This is a genomic window from Kosakonia sp. Marseille-Q7440, from assembly GCF_965119485.1.
This window is the reverse complement of sequence record NZ_CBCPLT010000001.1, coordinates 2,268,045-2,283,427: the sequence shown is the minus strand read 5'-3', so window position 1 is coordinate 2,283,427 and position 15,383 is coordinate 2,268,045. Positions and strand designations below refer to the sequence as shown.

The window sequence follows — 15,383 nt, the reverse complement described above, 5'->3', positions numbered from 1 at the left end:
CAGGTATAATAAATTAGATGAACTTATGAATATAAACCAAGCATCGATCGAAAAGTTATTAAGAATCAATTGGCTTTCAAACGCAGGAAAAGATAGCTCTATTCCTGACACTATACGCGTTAAAAATATAAATGCTTTTCAAATTAATCTGGAAAGTGAAGAGTGGGAAAATGTTACTTTAGAAGCCCGAAATAATATCACAGGTTGGTTGGCGAAAAAACATGTGAATGCTTTTCTTGAGTGGAACAAGCTCGCAGATGCTGCTGCTATTATCATTGAAAGTAAAATTGTTCCACAAATCCCTCCTATAGGAGGGAATCAAAAGGCTTTGCTCAGTAATATAAAGTGGGATTTATTAAATTATCTATTAGAGGATGCTTATAGTCCCTTTTTAAATAAGTCACTTTTTTTTATGAATCTTATTTCTATTTATGAGCAAGGTCATATGCCCTGTGGCTGGGCCGGTCTGTGGCCCCAGGGCGAGCTAATAATTTACTAGCCCTACTGGCGGAATGCGCCGCGAACTGGTTTTCGAGCGCCGCTACCGCTGGGACCGCACCGATCAGAGAGTCCAGCAGATACACACCGACGCGACGCCCGCCATGCCGGGCGAGAAGTACAGCCAGTACGTATGGTCTACGACGCGGCGTGGCAGGTGACAAAGGCTGTCGAACCGCAGAAAAAAGAGCGCTTCTTCTGGGACCCGGCAGGCAACCGCACCGAAGAACACCGTAACCCGGTGTGGCACAACCTGCTGCTGCGCCTGGGCGGGCTGAAGCTCGATTACGACGGGTTCGGGCGGCTCACGCGCCGTCAGGATAAAATAGCGTGGTGCAGCATTTTGCGTATGACGATGAGCAGCAGATGAAGGAAATCACCTTCACCGGTCATGCCGAATTCAGAAAGGTGGAATACCGCTACGACCCGGTCGCCGGGCGTTATACCCAGATGGACCCGATTGGGTTAGCGGGCGGGCTGAATACTTACAGCTATGTGGATGATCCACTGGTGTGGGTGGATCCGTTGGGGTTGGTTGCATGTTATAAGCCACCGCATGAGAATGTTTTTTACAGGACCACGTCAAAAGAAGATTTTGCTGTTTTACAAAAAACAGAATGGATGCCAGGTACAACCGAAACAACAATATCTCCTACCCGTGAGTTTTCAGAATACTATGGCGGGATATTGATACAATTCAATCTAAAACCAGGTACGCGAGCACAGTTAGAAGGTATTGGCATTAGAGATAAGTCTGATCTGACTGCTGTAACTCATCCTGATATACCAAGCCCAGTAAAATCAAAAGATTGGGGATTGAAAATGCTTGATTTAAAGGCGATGATGACCAGATAAATATTGGTCCTAGAAGGGAAGGGAAGGGGGCGCTGCTTTAAAAATCTTTAACGATGGTATCGATTCTTTTAATGTGTTGAGGCAATAATGAATTCAGAGCAAAAGAAGTTAGTGCTTTCCGTGGTTAATAATAAGCCACTCCGAGCTGGAAAAATAACAGATGAAGAATTTCTAAAACTTTTTCCATGTACTCAGGAAAATGTTGAGGATTTTATAGATGACATTTTAAAAAATGCGCATTCTTCTAAAGACCTGAAAGAAGTTGAATACGCTTTATATATTGGCTTTCATTTTGGATTTACAAGCAAGCATAAAGATATCTTGATACATCTTTTGGGTGATGATTTTCATTATAAACATGATGATGTTGTGCGGGCTTTAGTTAAAACAAAGGCTAAAAGCGATGATGCAGTAAATGCCCTGTATAACTGTGCTTTGTCTGAATATGATTACTTGGCTGATGACAGAGAGGATGATAATTACATGTTGGCATTAAACTGTATATACGCTTTAGCGAAAATAGGTTCAAAATACGCTGCTGAGAAATTAAAAGCATTGTCAAGAAATTCCATCCCTGAAATAAAAAACAAAGCAGTACAGGTTGGAAAATCTTACGGTATTATAGATTAAAAATAATTTTTTATTTAAGCCGATTTCCGGCTCAAATTTTATAAGGCCGATCTTGAGGCAGAAGCGAAATTGCTAAATGTATGTCCCCAGCATCTATACACGCTTTTATCTTTTCGACAAGGCTGGTTACATCTGAAATGTTGGTAATCCATTTTTTGCAATAATCTTCAACGGCTTGATCACGTAATCCTATTTGTATGGTGCGATAGTTTAGTCTATTTAGATATAAGTCCCTTTCTGGATCCCATTGTATTATTATATCTGATTTTTTTATACCGGTGCGCCAGCTGTCTAAGCTATTATGAAGAGACTCACCATGACTGCTAAGTACTCCGCTTTTTAGTATTTCACGGAATCCTGTGTGGCTTATATCTATTGCCAGAATTCTTTTTTGTCTTGAGTCTTTTTTTGCCCATCCTGAACGGTACATCATCCATAAAAAAGAAGGCTTAATCCATGTCATTCTGCTCATACTGAACGGTGGAGATACGAAGGTTTTGTTCTCAAGAGCGCTGTCTGCTATTTCATCGGAAAACGCCTGATAAACTCGAATAAATTCATCCGTATAATATGCTCTAATTTCATTTGTTGGAGTTAAAGAGGTGGTTATTTTATCCATGGTTTTCAATTATAGATTGTAAATATCATTATTTATTATAAGCAATATCCAGGGATAATACCATGTCCCACATTGATACTTCGGGCTGTATTCCGGTAAAAATCAAGAGTAAACCAGACCCTTAAATATTTTGCTGACGGCAGCAGCTGGTAATACGGCTACGACGATGTCGGGGGATGATCTTTCTGATAGGGAGCTTACCGATTAAAACAAAAATCCACGCAGTTGCGTGGATTTTATCGTTTTTGCGAGGCTTATGAGATTTAGCGAAACCCCATAAGACACCAAATTTTATTTAGACGTTGAACAGGAAGTTCATCACGTCGCCATCTTTAACGATGTACTCTTTGCCTTCTGAACGCATCTTGCCAGCTTCTTTCGCGCCTTGCTCGCCTTTATAAGCGATGAAATCTTCATAGGCGATGGTCTGGGCGCGGATAAAGCCTTTCTCGAAGTCGGTGTGGATTTTACCGGCCGCCTGCGGAGCGGTTGCGCCGACAGGAATGGTCCATGCGCGTACCTCTTTCACGCCAGCGGTGAAGTAGGTTTGCAGGTTCAGCAGCTCATAACCGGCGCGGATGACGCGGTTCAGGCCAGGCTCTTCCAGACCCAGTTCAGCCATAAACTCGTCGCGGTCGGCATCGTCCAGTTCGGCGATGTCAGACTCAACGGCGGCGCAAACGGCAACCACTACGGAACCCTCTTTCGCGGCGATTTCGCGCACGGTGTCGAGATACGGGTTGTTCTCGAAGCCATCTTCATTGACGTTAGCAATGTACATGGTCGGTTTCAGGGTCAGGAAGCTCAGGTAGCGAATAGCCGCTTTCTCTTCAGCAGAGAGATCCAGCGAGCGCAGCATACCGGCGTTTTCCAGCTGCGGCAGGCATTTTTCCAGTGCAGACAGCTCAGCTTTGGCATCTTTATCGCCGCCTTTGGCTTTCTTCTGCACGCGGTGAATTGCGCGTTCGCAGGTATCCAGATCCGCCAGAGCCAGCTCGGTATTGATAACGTCAATATCGTCAGCCGGATCGACCTTGTTATTGACGTGAATGATGTTGTCATTCTCAAAGCAGCGCACCACGTGGCCGATGGCTTCGGTTTCACGGATGTTGGTCAGGAACTGGTTGCCGAGGCCTTCACCTTTGGACGCGCCTTTTACCAGACCGGCGATATCAACGAACTCCATGGTGGTCGGCAGGACGCGCTGCGGTTTAACAATTTCCGCCAGCTTATCGAGACGCGGATCGGGCATCGGTACGACACCGGTGTTCGGCTCAATGGTACAGAAGGGGAAGTTCGCCGCTTCAATACCCGCTTTGGTGAGCGCGTTGAACAGGGTGGATTTACCTACGTTAGGCAGACCAACGATACCGCATTTGAATCCCATGATGTAATTACCTTAATCTCTTGATAATCAACCCGTTATTGAAAACGGATTGTCGAAAAGTGAAAAACTGCGCCTAGTATACACATAACCAATGTTATGCGCGGCAAAAAAGGCGCTGGGCGCGCTTACTGCGCTTTAAAAGCGTGCAGGCGATTAGTGGCTTTGGTCAGCCCCTCTTTCAGCCACACTTCGGTACAACGCGCCGCTTCGTCTACCGCATCGTCGATCAGCGTCTGTTCTGACACCGGCGGTTTACCCAACACAAAACCGACAACTTTGTTTTTATCGCCCGGATGGCCAATTCCAATGCGTAAGCGGTGAAAATTGGGGTTATTGCCCAGTTTGCTGATGATATCTTTCAGGCCGTTATGGCCGCCGTGACCGCCGCCAAGCTTAAATTTTGCCACCCCTGGCGGCAAATCGAGTTCATCGTGCGCCACGAGGATCTCGTCGGGATTGATACGGTAAAAGGTCGCCATCGCCGCCACGGCTTTACCGCTCAGGTTCATAAATGTCGTGGGCACCAGCAGGCGCACATCTTCGCCCGCCAGCTGAATGCGCGAGGTGAAACCAAAGAACTTCGGCTCGTCGCGTAACGGCGCGCGGGCGCGCTCCGCCAGTAAATCCACATACCATGCGCCAGCGTTATGGCGTGTCGCGGCATACTCCGCGCCGGGGTTTGCCAGCCCGACAATCAGTTTAATCGTCACTTTCTCTTCCTGACCAGGTCAATGTCCGGCGCGTAGTTTACGTCGAGCGGCGCGCGATGACAAAATTCTCACAACTTATGAGCCGTTAAGGGGAAATGATTGCTCACCTCAATCATTCGAATTTCAACTAGTTCATGGGGTTATGTGTAAATTTATGTTAGGTGGATATGTGTAATTGTGATCCTGCCCGCAACCGCTAAAAAGTGCGCTGTCTATACTTTGCACACAAGGATTGGGGATATCCCATCCAACCCACTGTTCGGAGGTGACACATGAAACGTAGAAACGCGTCGTTACTCGGCAATGCGCTCATGGGGTTGGGGTTAATCGTGATGGTTGTCGGCGTCGGTTATTCGGTTCTCAACCAGCTTCCGCAGATTAACCTGCCACAGTTTTTCGCCCATGGCGCGGTGCTCAGCATCTTCCTTGGCGCGGTGCTTTGGCTGGCAGGCGCGCGCGTCAGCGGCCATGAAGAGGTGTGCGACAAATACTGGTGGGTGCGTCACTATGACAAACGCTGCCGTCGCGATCGGCAAAACCACGGCTAACCAGCACTGATTTCGATAACGGCTCCTGCGGGAGCCGTTTTTTTTGGTCTTTTACTTGACCCTCACGTAACGTGAGGCACGAAAGTGGCGTCTGTGGAGCACGAAAGGAGCAGTTATGTTAATTCAGGTAGGTGAGCTGGCGCGGCGCGCGGGCATTAGCGTTCGCACCCTTCATCATTATGAGCACATTGGCCTGCTGCTGCCTTCTGCCCGAAGCGCCGCCGGTTACCGGCTCTATAACCTCGCTGATGTGAAGCGCCTGCAGATGATTCAGGCGCTGGCGAAATCGGGGATGGAACTGGCGGCAATTGGCGACTACCTGGCGCGGGAAACGCGTCCGCTGGCTGAACTGTTAAATGACCAGATTACCCGGCTCGACAGGCAGGTGCGCGATATCGTGACCCTGCGCGATCGCCTTGTCGATCTCCGGGATGGTCTTGCCCGCGGCGCGGAGCCCGACCTCGAGTCATGGCTACAGACACTGGAGTTGATGAAAATGTACGATCGTTGGTTTACGCCGCAAGAGTTAGACGAGTTACCGTTTGCCGCCCGGGATGAAGCGCGTGACCGCGTCTGGGCGACGCTGGTTAGCGAAGCGCAAATACTGATGGACAATAACGTGGCAGCGGATGATGCGCAGGCGATGGATCTGGCGACCCGCTGGATGACGCGTCTTGAGCAGGATACGGCCAACAAGCCGGAGTTTTTAACGCGGCTTAATGAGATGCACAGCGCCGAACCGCAGATGCGCGAGCAGACCGGCATTACCCCTGCGATGACCGGGTACATCACCCGCAGTTTTGCCGAGAGCAAGCTGGCTATCTGGCAGCGCTACTTAACGCCGCAGGAGATGGCCTTCACCCGCGCACACTACTTCGACCGCATGATGGAGTGGCCTGCGCTGGTGGCAAAACTGCACGATGCCAGCCGCCGCGCGCTTGATCCACAAAGCGATGAGGCACAGGCGCTGGCGGCAAACTGGCTGGAGCTGTTTCAGTCCTACGCTGGGCGCGATCCGCAGACGCAGCAGAAGTTTCGCACGGCGATGCAGCAGGAGCCGCATCTGATGAAGGGGACATGGATGACGCCCGCGGTGTTACAGTGGCTCCAGCGGGCAATTGAAGTGATGATGCGCGCCCGTTACGGCGCGCCGGGATCAGAGATCGGCTAACGCCGCGTCGCGGTTCGGGAAGAAGGCCAGCCTGCCGGGGATCGGTTGAATACCGGCGCGGGCAAAGGTGCGCAGCGGCTGAAACTCCAGATTGCTGACGCGAAGCTCCACGCCCTCCGGCAGGCGGCTGACGAAACGGCGGAAGGCATCAAGCCCGCCGGCGTCGAGCACCGGAACCGCGTCCCACTTCAGCACCACAATGCGTTTTCCGGCGATACGCGTCTCCAGATCGCTGAACAGCCCCTCTGCCGCTGCGAAAAAGAGCGGGCCGATCACTCTCAGCACCAGCACATCATCCGGCACGCTGACATTCACCGCCGCAAGACGCGTCATGCGCGCGATGCGGCGCATAAACAGCAGCGAGGCGAGGACGATCCCGACGCTGATGGCAATCACCATATCGAACAGCACCGTCAGCGACATGCAGATCAGCATTACCACAATGTCATCGGCCGGTGCGCGGCGCAGCAGATCGACCACCTTATGCGCTTCGCTCATATTCCACGCCACCATCAGCAGCAGCGCGGCCATCGCCGAGAGCGGCAGCCAGGAGAGCAGGGGAGCCAGCACCAGCAGCGCCATGATCACCAGCAGGGAGTGGATCACCGCTGAAATAGGTGAGGTGGCACCGGCGCGTACGTTTGCCGCCGAGCGGGCAATCGCTGCGGTAGCCGTAATACCGCCAAAGAAGGGCGCGACAATATTGCCCAGCCCCTGACCAATCAGTTCACTGTTGGCTTTATGCTTGGTGCCGGTCATGCCGTCGAGCACCACCGCGCAGAGCAGAGACTCAATCGCGCCAAGCATCGCCATGGAAAATGCGGCTGGTAGCAGCGCGCGCAGGGAGTCCCAGCTTAAGGTAAAGGTCGAGCCGGGAAGATCCCATGGCAGCACCAGCTGCGGTAGCAGCTGCGGAATGCCGTTGCCCTGGCTGCCGTCGGCCAACAGATAGTGAAACTGCGACCCGATGGTGGCGACATGCCCGCCGAGCAGGTTGACCACCCCCATCACCGCACAACCGGCCAGCAGCGCCGGCAGATGCCCCGGCACGCGCAAACGCAGGCGCGGCCAGAGGATCAGCGTGCCGAGCGTCACCACGCCGATGGCGGCATCGCCCGGGTTAATGGTCGGCAGCGCCATCACCAGTGCGCCCACTTTTTGCAGGTAATGCTCCGGGACGTGCGCCATTTGCAGGCCAAGGAAATCTTTGATCTGCATGGTGCCGATGGTAATGCCGATCCCGGAGGTAAACCCGAGGGTTACGGAGAGCGGGATGTATTCAATCAGGCGTCCAAAACGCGCCAGACCGAAAAGGATCAGGAAGACCCCGGACATCAGCGTCGCCACCAGCAGGCCGCCGAGGCCAAACTGTTGCGAAACCGGGTAGAGGATCACCACAAACGCCGCTGTCGGGCCGGAGACGCTGTAGCGCGATCCGCCACTGAGCGCAATCACGATGCCCGCGACGGCAGCGGTGTATAAACCGTATTGCGGCGCAACGCCGCTGCCAATTGCCAGCGCCATCGCCAGCGGAATGGCAATAATGCCCACCGTGACCCCGGCGATCAGATCGCGGGTAAAGCGGGCAGCGGTATATTTTTCTTTCCAGCAGGCATCAATCAGCGCGCGGAAAGGCATGATGTGGGGAGAAAGTAACGTTTTCACAGGAGTCACTCTTTTGCGAAGCGTAGTCTAACTAATTAATAAATCATACAAATAAAAAAGAGGGTTAAAAAAACCCGCCGGAGCGGGTTTGATATGAAGCATCGATTAATGTTCGAACATCGCAGAGATCGATTCTTCATTGCTGATACGACGGATAGCTTCGGCCAGCATGCCAGAGAGCGTCAGCGTACGTACGTTCGGCAGCGCTTTGATCTCTTCGCTCAGCGGAATGGTGTCGCAGACCACCACTTCGTCAATCACGGAGTTGCGCAGGTTATTTACCGCATTACCGGAGAAAATCGGGTGCGTGGCGTAAGCGAAGACGCGTTTGGCGCCGCGCTCTTTCAGGGCTTCTGCTGCTTTGCACAGCGTACCGCCGGTGTCGATCATATCGTCAACCAGCACGCAGTCGCGGTTCGCTACGTCACCGATGATGTGCATCACCTGCGAAACGTTGGCGCGCGGGCGGCGCTTATCGATGATCGCCATGTCGGTATCGTTCAGCAGTTTGGCAATCGCACGTGCGCGAACCACGCCGCCGATATCCGGCGAAACCACAATCGGGTTGTCGAGGTTCAGCTGCAGCATATCTTCGAGCAGGATTGGGCTACCGAACACGTTATCAACCGGTACATCAAAGAAGCCCTGAATCTGTTCAGCATGCAGGTCTACGGTGAGGACGCGGTCAACGCCAACGCTTGAGAGGAAATCGGCAACCACTTTTGCGGTAATCGGTACGCGAGCGGAGCGGACGCGGCGATCCTGACGGGCGTAACCAAAGTAGGGGATAACGGCGGTGATACGACCTGCGGAAGCACGGCGCAGGGCATCGACCATCACAACCAATTCCATCAGGTTGTCGTTAGTAGGAGCACAAGTGGACTGGATGATGAAAATATCACCACCGCGTACGTTTTCGTTGATTTGTACGCTGACTTCGCCGTCGCTAAAGCGACCTACGGCGGCGTCGCCGAGAGAAGTGTACAGGCGGTTGGCAATACGTTGTGCTAGTTCCGGGGTGGCGTTACCAGCAAAAAGCTTCATATCAGGCACGAGAAGAACCTCAGGCATGCGTCCAGTGGTGGATAGGATACGCCAAAATGTGCGGTCAGGGCGAAAAACTATCCATGCGGTGTATTAAAGAGCGCGATGCAACGTCTGGAACAAGTGACGTTGTCACCGTGACTCAGCTTGCCCGGCGATGGTTTGTGCTAGCGGCGAGAGGTTAACGCCTCGCGCGACAAAACCGTTCAGCCATTCCGGGGCTTGCTCAAGCACCTGACGAGCGGAGGATTCGGTGTCAAATTCGGCAAAGACACAGGCTCCTGTGCCAGTCAGGCGCGACGGCGCGTATTCTAACAGCCAGGAAAGCGCCGCATCAACCTCACGAAAACGTTTTCTTGCGATAACCTCGCAATCGTTGCCGAATTCACAATTCAGTAACGTATTGATTGACCTGACGGGCGTATTGCGCGGGAGTTCGGGATCGCCAAAGATAAGCGGCGTCGGAATGCTGACGCCAGGGTGGGCGACCAGGTACCATTTTTCCGGCGGATCGACCGGCGTAAGCAGCTCACCGACCCCTTCGGCAAACGCCGCATGGCCGCGCACAAACACCGGCACATCGGCACCAAGCGTTAAACCCAGTTGCGCCAGTTCATCGACGCTCAGCCCGCACTGCCAGAGATGGTTAAGCGCCACCAGCACCGTCGCCGCATTCGACGAGCCGCCGCCAAGCCCGCCGCCCATCGGCAGACGTTTTTCAATGGCGATATCCGCGCCGCAGCCTGCGGCCAGTCGTTCGGTCGCGGCGGCGCGCTTCATCAGCAAACGCGCCGCGCGCACGATCAGGTTCTCCTCATCGGGCACGCCCTCGACCGGCGTAAGCAGGCAGATTTTGCCGTCCCGGCGCGGCTCGATGGTCAACGTGTCGCCATAATCGAGAAACTGAAACAGCGTTTGCAGGGTGTGGTAACCATCTTCACGCTGGCCGGTGATGTATAAAAAGAGGTTAAGTTTTGCCGGAGCAGGCCAGGTCATCATTTAACGATCCAGTTATCCATCTTTAACTTGATGCGCTGCTTGCCGTCGCTTAGCTCCATATTGGAAGGCAGGGCCGGCTGGGTTTTGCTGTCATAGCCGCCATACACCACTTTCCAGCTTTTACCGTCCTGGCTGTAGTTGACCTGGCTCAGGCGATACTGGTCGTCGAGTTTGTAATCGGTGGCGTCGCCCGGCAGGCCGAGGATCCACTGGCGCAGGCTGTTAAGCGGAATCGGCATGCCGGTCAGCTTGCCAATCATCTCTTCCGCGTCGTCAGCGGTGTAGTGCTTACCTTTATTATCCACCAGCTCGACGTTGCCCGGCTGCGCCTTCAGTTCAAGCTCGGTGCTGCCCAGCGGGTTGGTGAGCAGTAAGCGGTAGCGATCCTGGCCGGTTTGCTGCCAGAAGAAGCGGGCATAGACTTTTTGCTCATCCGAGAGATAAGCAAACGCGCCGCGCGTCTGATACTGGTGTAAATCGCGCACCTGCTGCTGATGCTGACGCCACTGCGGCGCATCGGGGCTTTTTCCCGGCCCTTTTGGCGCGGTCAGGGTACAGGCGGTGAGCACGAGGCTTGCCAGCGGTAGCAGGCGAATGAGGCGGAAATCCGACAGAATCATAACGATGACAAATCCTTGTAACAGTTTACAGACAGAAGCTTAATGCTAGCGCCGCACAGAAAGAGCGTCTACGTTCACGTTGTCTTAAATCATAAAAAGACCAATTACTCCGAAAGGATAGTCTCCCTTTTATTGACTCCGCTCATCCTGTATGATGCGTGCAGTCTAACCTTATCAACGTTGGTACTATTCCCGCGCCCATGACCCTTTTAGCACTCGGCATCAACCACAAAACAGCACCTGTTGCGTTGCGAGAACGTATTGCGTTTTCGCCGGAAACGCTTGATCAGGCGCTGGAAAGCCTGTTGGCGCAGCCGATGGTGCAGGGGGGCGTGGTGCTCTCAACCTGTAACCGCACCGAACTCTATCTGAGCGTCGAAGAGCGGGAGAACTTACAGGAAGCGCTGGTGCGCTGGCTCTGCGATTATCACCATTTACGTGAAGATGAGGTTCGTCAGAGCCTCTACTGGCACGAAGATAACGACGCCGTCAGCCATTTAATGCGCGTGGCGAGCGGGCTCGATTCGCTGGTGCTCGGCGAACCGCAGATCCTCGGCCAGGTGAAAAAAGCCTATGCCGACTCCCATCGCGGACACGGGAATGCCAGCGAGCTGGAACGCATGTTCCAGAAATCCTTCTCTGTCGCCAAGCGCGTGCGCACGGAAACCGACATCGGTGCCAGCGCCGTTTCGGTCGCTTTTGCTGCCTGTACCCTCGCGCGGCAGATATTTGAATCCCTTTCGACGGTTACCGTGCTGCTGGTCGGCGCGGGCGAGACCATTGAACTGGTGGCGCGCCATCTGCGCGAGCACAAAGTGCAGAATATGATCATCGCCAACCGCACCCGCGAGCGCGCGGAGCTGCTGGCGAATGAGGTCGGGGCGGAAGTGATCGGCCTGAGCGAAATTGATGAGCGCCTGAAAGATGCCGATATCGTCATCAGTTCGACCGCCAGCCCGCTGCCGATTATCGGCAAAGGGATGGTCGAGCGGGCGATGAAGGCGCGTCGCAATAAGCCGATGCTGCTGGTGGATATCGCCGTTCCGCGCGACGTTGAGCCGGAAGTGGGTGAAATTGCCAACGCCTATCTCTACAGCGTCGACGATCTGCAAAGCATTATTCAGCACAACCTGGCGCAGCGCAAAGCCGCTGCGGTGCAGGCGGAAACTATCGTCGCCCAGGAGACCAGCGAGTTTATGGCCTGGCTGCGCGCGCAAAGCGCCAGCGAGACGATTCGCGACTATCGCAGCCAGTCAGAACAGGTTCGCGATGAGCTGACGGCAAAAGCGCTCGCTGCGCTGGAGCAGGGCGGCGATCCGCAGACCATTATGCAGGACCTGGCGTGGAAGCTGACCAACCGTTTGATCCACGCCCCAACCAAATCTCTTCAGCAGGCCGCCCGTGACGGGGATGACGATCGCCTGCATATTCTGCGCAACAGCCTCGGGCTGGATTAGCACACCACACTCCTGATAATTACTAAAAGGTGCCTTTACGCCTATGAAGCCTTCTATCGTTGCCAAACTGGAAGCCCTGCATGAACGCCATGAAGAAGTTCAGGCGCTGCTGGGCGACGCGCAAACCATCGCCGATCAGGATCGCTTTCGCGCCCTGTCGCGCGAATATGCGCAGCTGAGCGACGTTTCCCGCTGTTTTACCGACTGGCGACAGACGCAGGACGATATCGAGACTGCGCAGATGATGCTCGACGACCCCGAAATGCGCGAAATGGCGCAGGAGGAGTTACGCGACGCGAAAGAGAAAAGCGAGCAGCTTGAGCAGCATTTACAGGTGCTGCTGCTGCCGCAAGATCCCGATGATGAGCGCAACGCGTTTGTCGAAGTCCGCGCCGGAACAGGTGGGGATGAGGCCGCGCTGTTTGCCGGCGATCTGTTCCGCATGTATAGCCGTTATGCCGAGGCCCGCCGCTGGCGCGTTGAGATCATGAGCGCCAACGAAGGCGAACATGGCGGCTATAAAGAGGTGATTGCCAAAATCAGCGGCGACGGTGTCTATGGTCGTCTGAAGTTTGAATCGGGCGGACACCGCGTGCAGCGCGTCCCGGCAACCGAATCGCAGGGGCGTATTCATACCTCCGCCTGTACCGTTGCGGTGATGCCGGAGCTGCCGGAAGCGGAGCTGCCGGATATCAACCCTGCGGATCTGCGTATCGATACCTTCCGCTCTTCAGGCGCGGGCGGCCAGCACGTTAACACCACCGATTCGGCGATCCGTATTACCCACTTGCCGACCGGGATTGTGGTGGAGTGCCAGGATGAGCGTTCGCAGCATAAAAACAAAGCTAAAGCGCTCTCGGTGCTCGGCGCGCGCATTCGTGCGGCCGAAGTGGCGAAACGCCAGCAGACGGAGGCTTCCACGCGCCGTAACCTGCTCGGTAGCGGCGATCGCAGCGACCGCAACCGCACCTATAACTTCCCGCAGGGTCGCGTAACCGACCACCGCATTAACCTGACGCTCTACCGTCTGGATGAAGTGATGGAAGGCAAGCTTGATGCGCTGATCGAGCCGATCGTGCAGGAGTACCAGGCCGACCAGCTGGCGGCGCTCTCCGAGCAGGATTAATGGATTATCAACAGTGGTTGCGCGAGGCAATCAGCCAGCTGCAGGCGAGTGAAAGCCCGCGGCGCGATGCCGAGATCCTGCTCGGCTTTGTCACCGGCAAAGCGCGCACCTTTATTCTCGCCTTCGGTGAAACGCCTCTTACGGACGAGCAGCAGGAGCAACTTGCTGGGTTACTGGCCCGGCGCGAGCGCGGCGAGCCGGTGGCGCATCTGATTGGTGAGCGCGAATTCTGGTCGCTGCCGCTGTTTGTCTCGCCCGCGACGCTGATCCCGCGCCCCGATACCGAGTGTCTGGTCGAGCAGGCGCTCGCCCGGCTTCCCGCCGCGCCGTGCCGCATCCTCGATTTGGGTACCGGCACCGGTGCCATTGCGCTGGCGCTGGCCAGCGAGCGGCCAGATTGCCAGGTCACCGCCGTCGATCTCATCCCTGACGCAGTCGCGCTGGCGCAGCGTAACGCCGATCATCTCGGCATCCGCAATATCGAGATTGTGCAGAGCCGCTGGTTTAGCGCCCTTGAGGGGCAAACCTTTTCGCTTATCGTCAGCAACCCGCCCTATATTGATGCGCAGGATCCCCATCTGGCGCAGGGCGATGTGCGCTTTGAACCGCTCAGCGCGCTGGTGGCGGCGGATAACGGCCTTGCGGATCTGCATACATTGATTAAAGACGCGCCGCGCTACTTATTGCCGCAGGGCTGGCTGTTGCTGGAGCATGGCTGGCAGCAGGGGGCGGCGGTGCGCGAGATTTTTGCCCGCTACGGCTGGCAGCAGGTGGAAACCTGCCGGGATTATGGTGATAACGAACGCCTGACACTGGGACGGCGGCCGTAACGGGAGCAACAGGGAATGTGCCTCTTTAACATCCTGATTACGTTACATTTGACGTCGGTGGCGCTGACCATTAGCCTGTTCACCCTGCGTTACTGGTGGCGCTGGAGCAACAATCCCCGCTTTCAGGCGCGTTGGGTGCGGGTAGTACCGCATATTGTCGATAGCGTTTTGCTACTCAGCGGCGTGGGGTTGATAGCCCTGACCGGCTATTTGCCTTTTACTGTTAAAGGCGCATGGCTGACTGAAAAGCTGTTTGGCGTTATCATCTATATCGTTTTGGGTTTTATTGCGCTCGGGCGACATCGTCCGCGCGGCCAGCAGGCAGGTTTTATCGCCTTTATGCTGGGGCTGGTGGTGCTGTACATCATCATTAAACTCGCCGCCACAAAAGTACCGATACTGGGGTAAGACATGAGGTCGTTAGCTGATTTCGAATTTAACAAAGCGCCATTATGCGACGGGATGATCCTTGTTTCCGAGCTGATACGCGATGATTTTCCTTCACAATACGTACAAGACGAACTGGAGCATCTGCTCGCGCTTGCCCGTGAAGAGATCAGTCAGGCAAAGCCTCAGGAGCATCAACTGGAGGAACTCCTCGCGCTGTTCTACGGCGAATGGGGCTTCAAAGATACCCGCGGCGTCTACCGTCTCTCCGATGCGCTGTGGCTGGATAAAGTGTTGCAGAACCGCCAGGGCAGCGCCGTGTCGCTGGGGGCGATTCTGCTGTGGGTCGCCGGGCGGCTCAATATTCCGCTGACCCCGGTTATCTTCCCGACGCAGCTGATTCTGCGCGGTGAGTGGCTGGATGGCGAAATGTGGCTGATTAACCCGTTTAATGGCGACACGCTGGACGAACATACGCTCGAAGTTTGGCTGAAGGGCAATATCAGCCCGGTGGCCGAGCTGTTTAACGAAGACCTTGATGAGGCAGACAACGCTGAAGTGATCCGCAAACTGCTGGATACCCTGAAGTCGGCGTTGATGGAAGAGCAGCAGATGGAGCTGGCCCTGCGCGCCAGCGAAGCGTTACTGCAGTTCAATCCGGAAGATCCGTATGAGATCCGCGATCGCGGGCTGATTTATGCGCAGCTGGACTGCGACCATGTAGCGCTGCATGACTTAAGCTATTTTGTCGAGCAGTGCCCGGAAGATCCGATCAGCGAAATGATCCGCGCGCAGATCAACACGATTTCCCATAAACAGATTACCCTGCATTAAGCA

At 54.6% G+C, this 15,383-nt stretch carries 16 protein-coding genes and 1 pseudogene; 10 read left to right on the top strand and 7 right to left on the bottom strand.

The window, feature by feature from the left end; translation table 11 throughout:
• Positions 1-25: 25 nt before the first annotated feature.
• The 3 genes and pseudogenes from ACWPW2_RS10590 to ACWPW2_RS10580 all read left to right on the top strand — a co-directional run bounded on the left by ACWPW2_RS10590 (position 26) and on the right by ACWPW2_RS10580 (position 1,983).
• The gene (locus tag ACWPW2_RS10590) at positions 26-499 is read left to right on the top strand and encodes a hypothetical protein (protein ID WP_034812203.1); all 474 of its coding nucleotides are present in this window, start codon (positions 26-28) and stop codon (positions 497-499) included.
• 16 nt (positions 500-515) lie between these two features.
• Positions 516-1,036 (top strand): annotated as a pseudogene (locus ACWPW2_RS10585) (RHS repeat-associated core domain-containing protein); the annotation flags it as partial.
• Positions 1,037-1,440: 404 nt separating this feature from the next.
• Positions 1,441-1,983: a HEAT repeat domain-containing protein gene (locus tag ACWPW2_RS10580; RefSeq protein WP_454122872.1), complete on the top strand. Its 543-nt coding sequence runs from the start codon at positions 1,441-1,443 to the stop codon at positions 1,981-1,983.
• Between the two features lie 31 nt (positions 1,984-2,014).
• On the opposite strand, the gene ACWPW2_RS10575 is transcribed toward ACWPW2_RS10580, so the two are convergent.
• The 3 genes from ACWPW2_RS10575 to pth form a co-directional block, all read right to left on the bottom strand.
• Positions 2,015-2,602 (bottom strand): DUF4291 domain-containing protein, encoded by a 588-nt coding sequence (locus ACWPW2_RS10575; protein ID WP_454122870.1) that lies wholly within the window; start codon positions 2,600-2,602, stop codon positions 2,015-2,017.
• 295 nt (positions 2,603-2,897) lie between these two features.
• Complete coding sequence (gene ychF, locus ACWPW2_RS10570) at positions 2,898-3,989, bottom strand: redox-regulated ATPase YchF (RefSeq protein ID WP_023478765.1); 1,092 nt, start codon at positions 3,987-3,989, stop codon at positions 2,898-2,900.
• Between the two features lie 125 nt (positions 3,990-4,114).
• Entirely contained in the window at positions 4,115-4,699 is a 585-nt protein-coding gene (pth, locus tag ACWPW2_RS10565) for an aminoacyl-tRNA hydrolase (RefSeq protein WP_023478596.1), read from the bottom strand.
• Positions 4,700-4,971: 272 nt separating this feature from the next.
• Between pth and ychH the strand changes: the two genes are divergently transcribed.
• Positions 4,972-5,247: a stress-induced protein YchH gene (gene ychH, locus ACWPW2_RS10560; RefSeq protein WP_042711688.1), complete on the top strand. Its 276-nt coding sequence runs from the start codon at positions 4,972-4,974 to the stop codon at positions 5,245-5,247.
• A gap of 115 nt (positions 5,248-5,362) precedes the next feature.
• A complete protein-coding gene (locus ACWPW2_RS10555) occupies positions 5,363-6,418 on the top strand; it encodes a MerR family transcriptional regulator (protein ID WP_454122867.1) in 1,056 nt (351 codons plus the stop codon).
• Here the strand turns inward: ACWPW2_RS10555 and dauA are convergent.
• The 4 genes from dauA to lolB all read right to left on the bottom strand — a co-directional run bounded on the left by dauA (position 6,404) and on the right by lolB (position 10,746).
• The gene (gene dauA / locus ACWPW2_RS10550; RefSeq protein WP_034812198.1) at positions 6,404-8,056 is read right to left on the bottom strand and encodes a C4-dicarboxylic acid transporter DauA; all 1,653 of its coding nucleotides are present in this window, start codon (positions 8,054-8,056) and stop codon (positions 6,404-6,406) included. The genes ACWPW2_RS10555 and dauA overlap by 15 nt on opposite strands.
• A gap of 132 nt (positions 8,057-8,188) precedes the next feature.
• Complete coding sequence (gene prs / locus ACWPW2_RS10545) at positions 8,189-9,136, bottom strand: ribose-phosphate diphosphokinase (protein WP_007371855.1); 948 nt, start codon at positions 9,134-9,136, stop codon at positions 8,189-8,191.
• Positions 9,137-9,259: 123 nt separating this feature from the next.
• Positions 9,260-10,126, bottom strand: coding sequence for a 4-(cytidine 5'-diphospho)-2-C-methyl-D-erythritol kinase (gene ispE / locus ACWPW2_RS10540; RefSeq protein ID WP_270221013.1), 867 nt, complete (start codon positions 10,124-10,126; stop codon positions 9,260-9,262).
• Positions 10,123-10,746 carry a lipoprotein insertase outer membrane protein LolB gene (lolB, locus tag ACWPW2_RS10535; RefSeq protein ID WP_023478783.1) on the bottom strand — a complete coding sequence of 208 codons (624 nt, stop codon included), beginning with the start codon at positions 10,744-10,746 and terminating at the stop codon, positions 10,123-10,125. Before lolB ends, ispE begins: the two co-directional genes overlap by 4 nt.
• A 200-nt stretch (positions 10,747-10,946) precedes the next feature.
• Here lolB and hemA point away from each other — a divergent pair, with 200 nt between their 5' ends.
• Genes hemA through sirB1 form a run of 5 tightly spaced genes read left to right on the top strand, consistent with a single transcriptional unit; the run spans position 10,947 to position 15,380 of the window.
• Positions 10,947-12,203 carry a glutamyl-tRNA reductase gene (gene hemA / locus ACWPW2_RS10530; protein WP_023478633.1) on the top strand — a complete coding sequence of 419 codons (1,257 nt, stop codon included), beginning with the start codon at positions 10,947-10,949 and terminating at the stop codon, positions 12,201-12,203.
• Between the two features lie 43 nt (positions 12,204-12,246).
• The gene (gene prfA / locus ACWPW2_RS10525; protein WP_023478594.1) at positions 12,247-13,329 is read left to right on the top strand and encodes a peptide chain release factor 1; all 1,083 of its coding nucleotides are present in this window, start codon (positions 12,247-12,249) and stop codon (positions 13,327-13,329) included.
• Positions 13,329-14,159, top strand: coding sequence for a peptide chain release factor N(5)-glutamine methyltransferase (prmC, locus tag ACWPW2_RS10520; RefSeq protein ID WP_454122863.1), 831 nt, complete (start codon positions 13,329-13,331; stop codon positions 14,157-14,159). Before prfA ends, prmC begins: the two co-directional genes overlap by 1 nt.
• A 15-nt stretch (positions 14,160-14,174) precedes the next feature.
• Positions 14,175-14,567 carry an invasion regulator SirB2 gene (gene sirB2, locus ACWPW2_RS10515; RefSeq protein ID WP_312117786.1) on the top strand — a complete coding sequence of 131 codons (393 nt, stop codon included), beginning with the start codon at positions 14,175-14,177 and terminating at the stop codon, positions 14,565-14,567.
• 3 nt (positions 14,568-14,570) lie between these two features.
• A complete protein-coding gene (gene sirB1 / locus ACWPW2_RS10510) occupies positions 14,571-15,380 on the top strand; it encodes an invasion regulator SirB1 (protein WP_023478892.1) in 810 nt (269 codons plus the stop codon).
• Positions 15,381-15,383 lie beyond the last annotated feature (3 nt).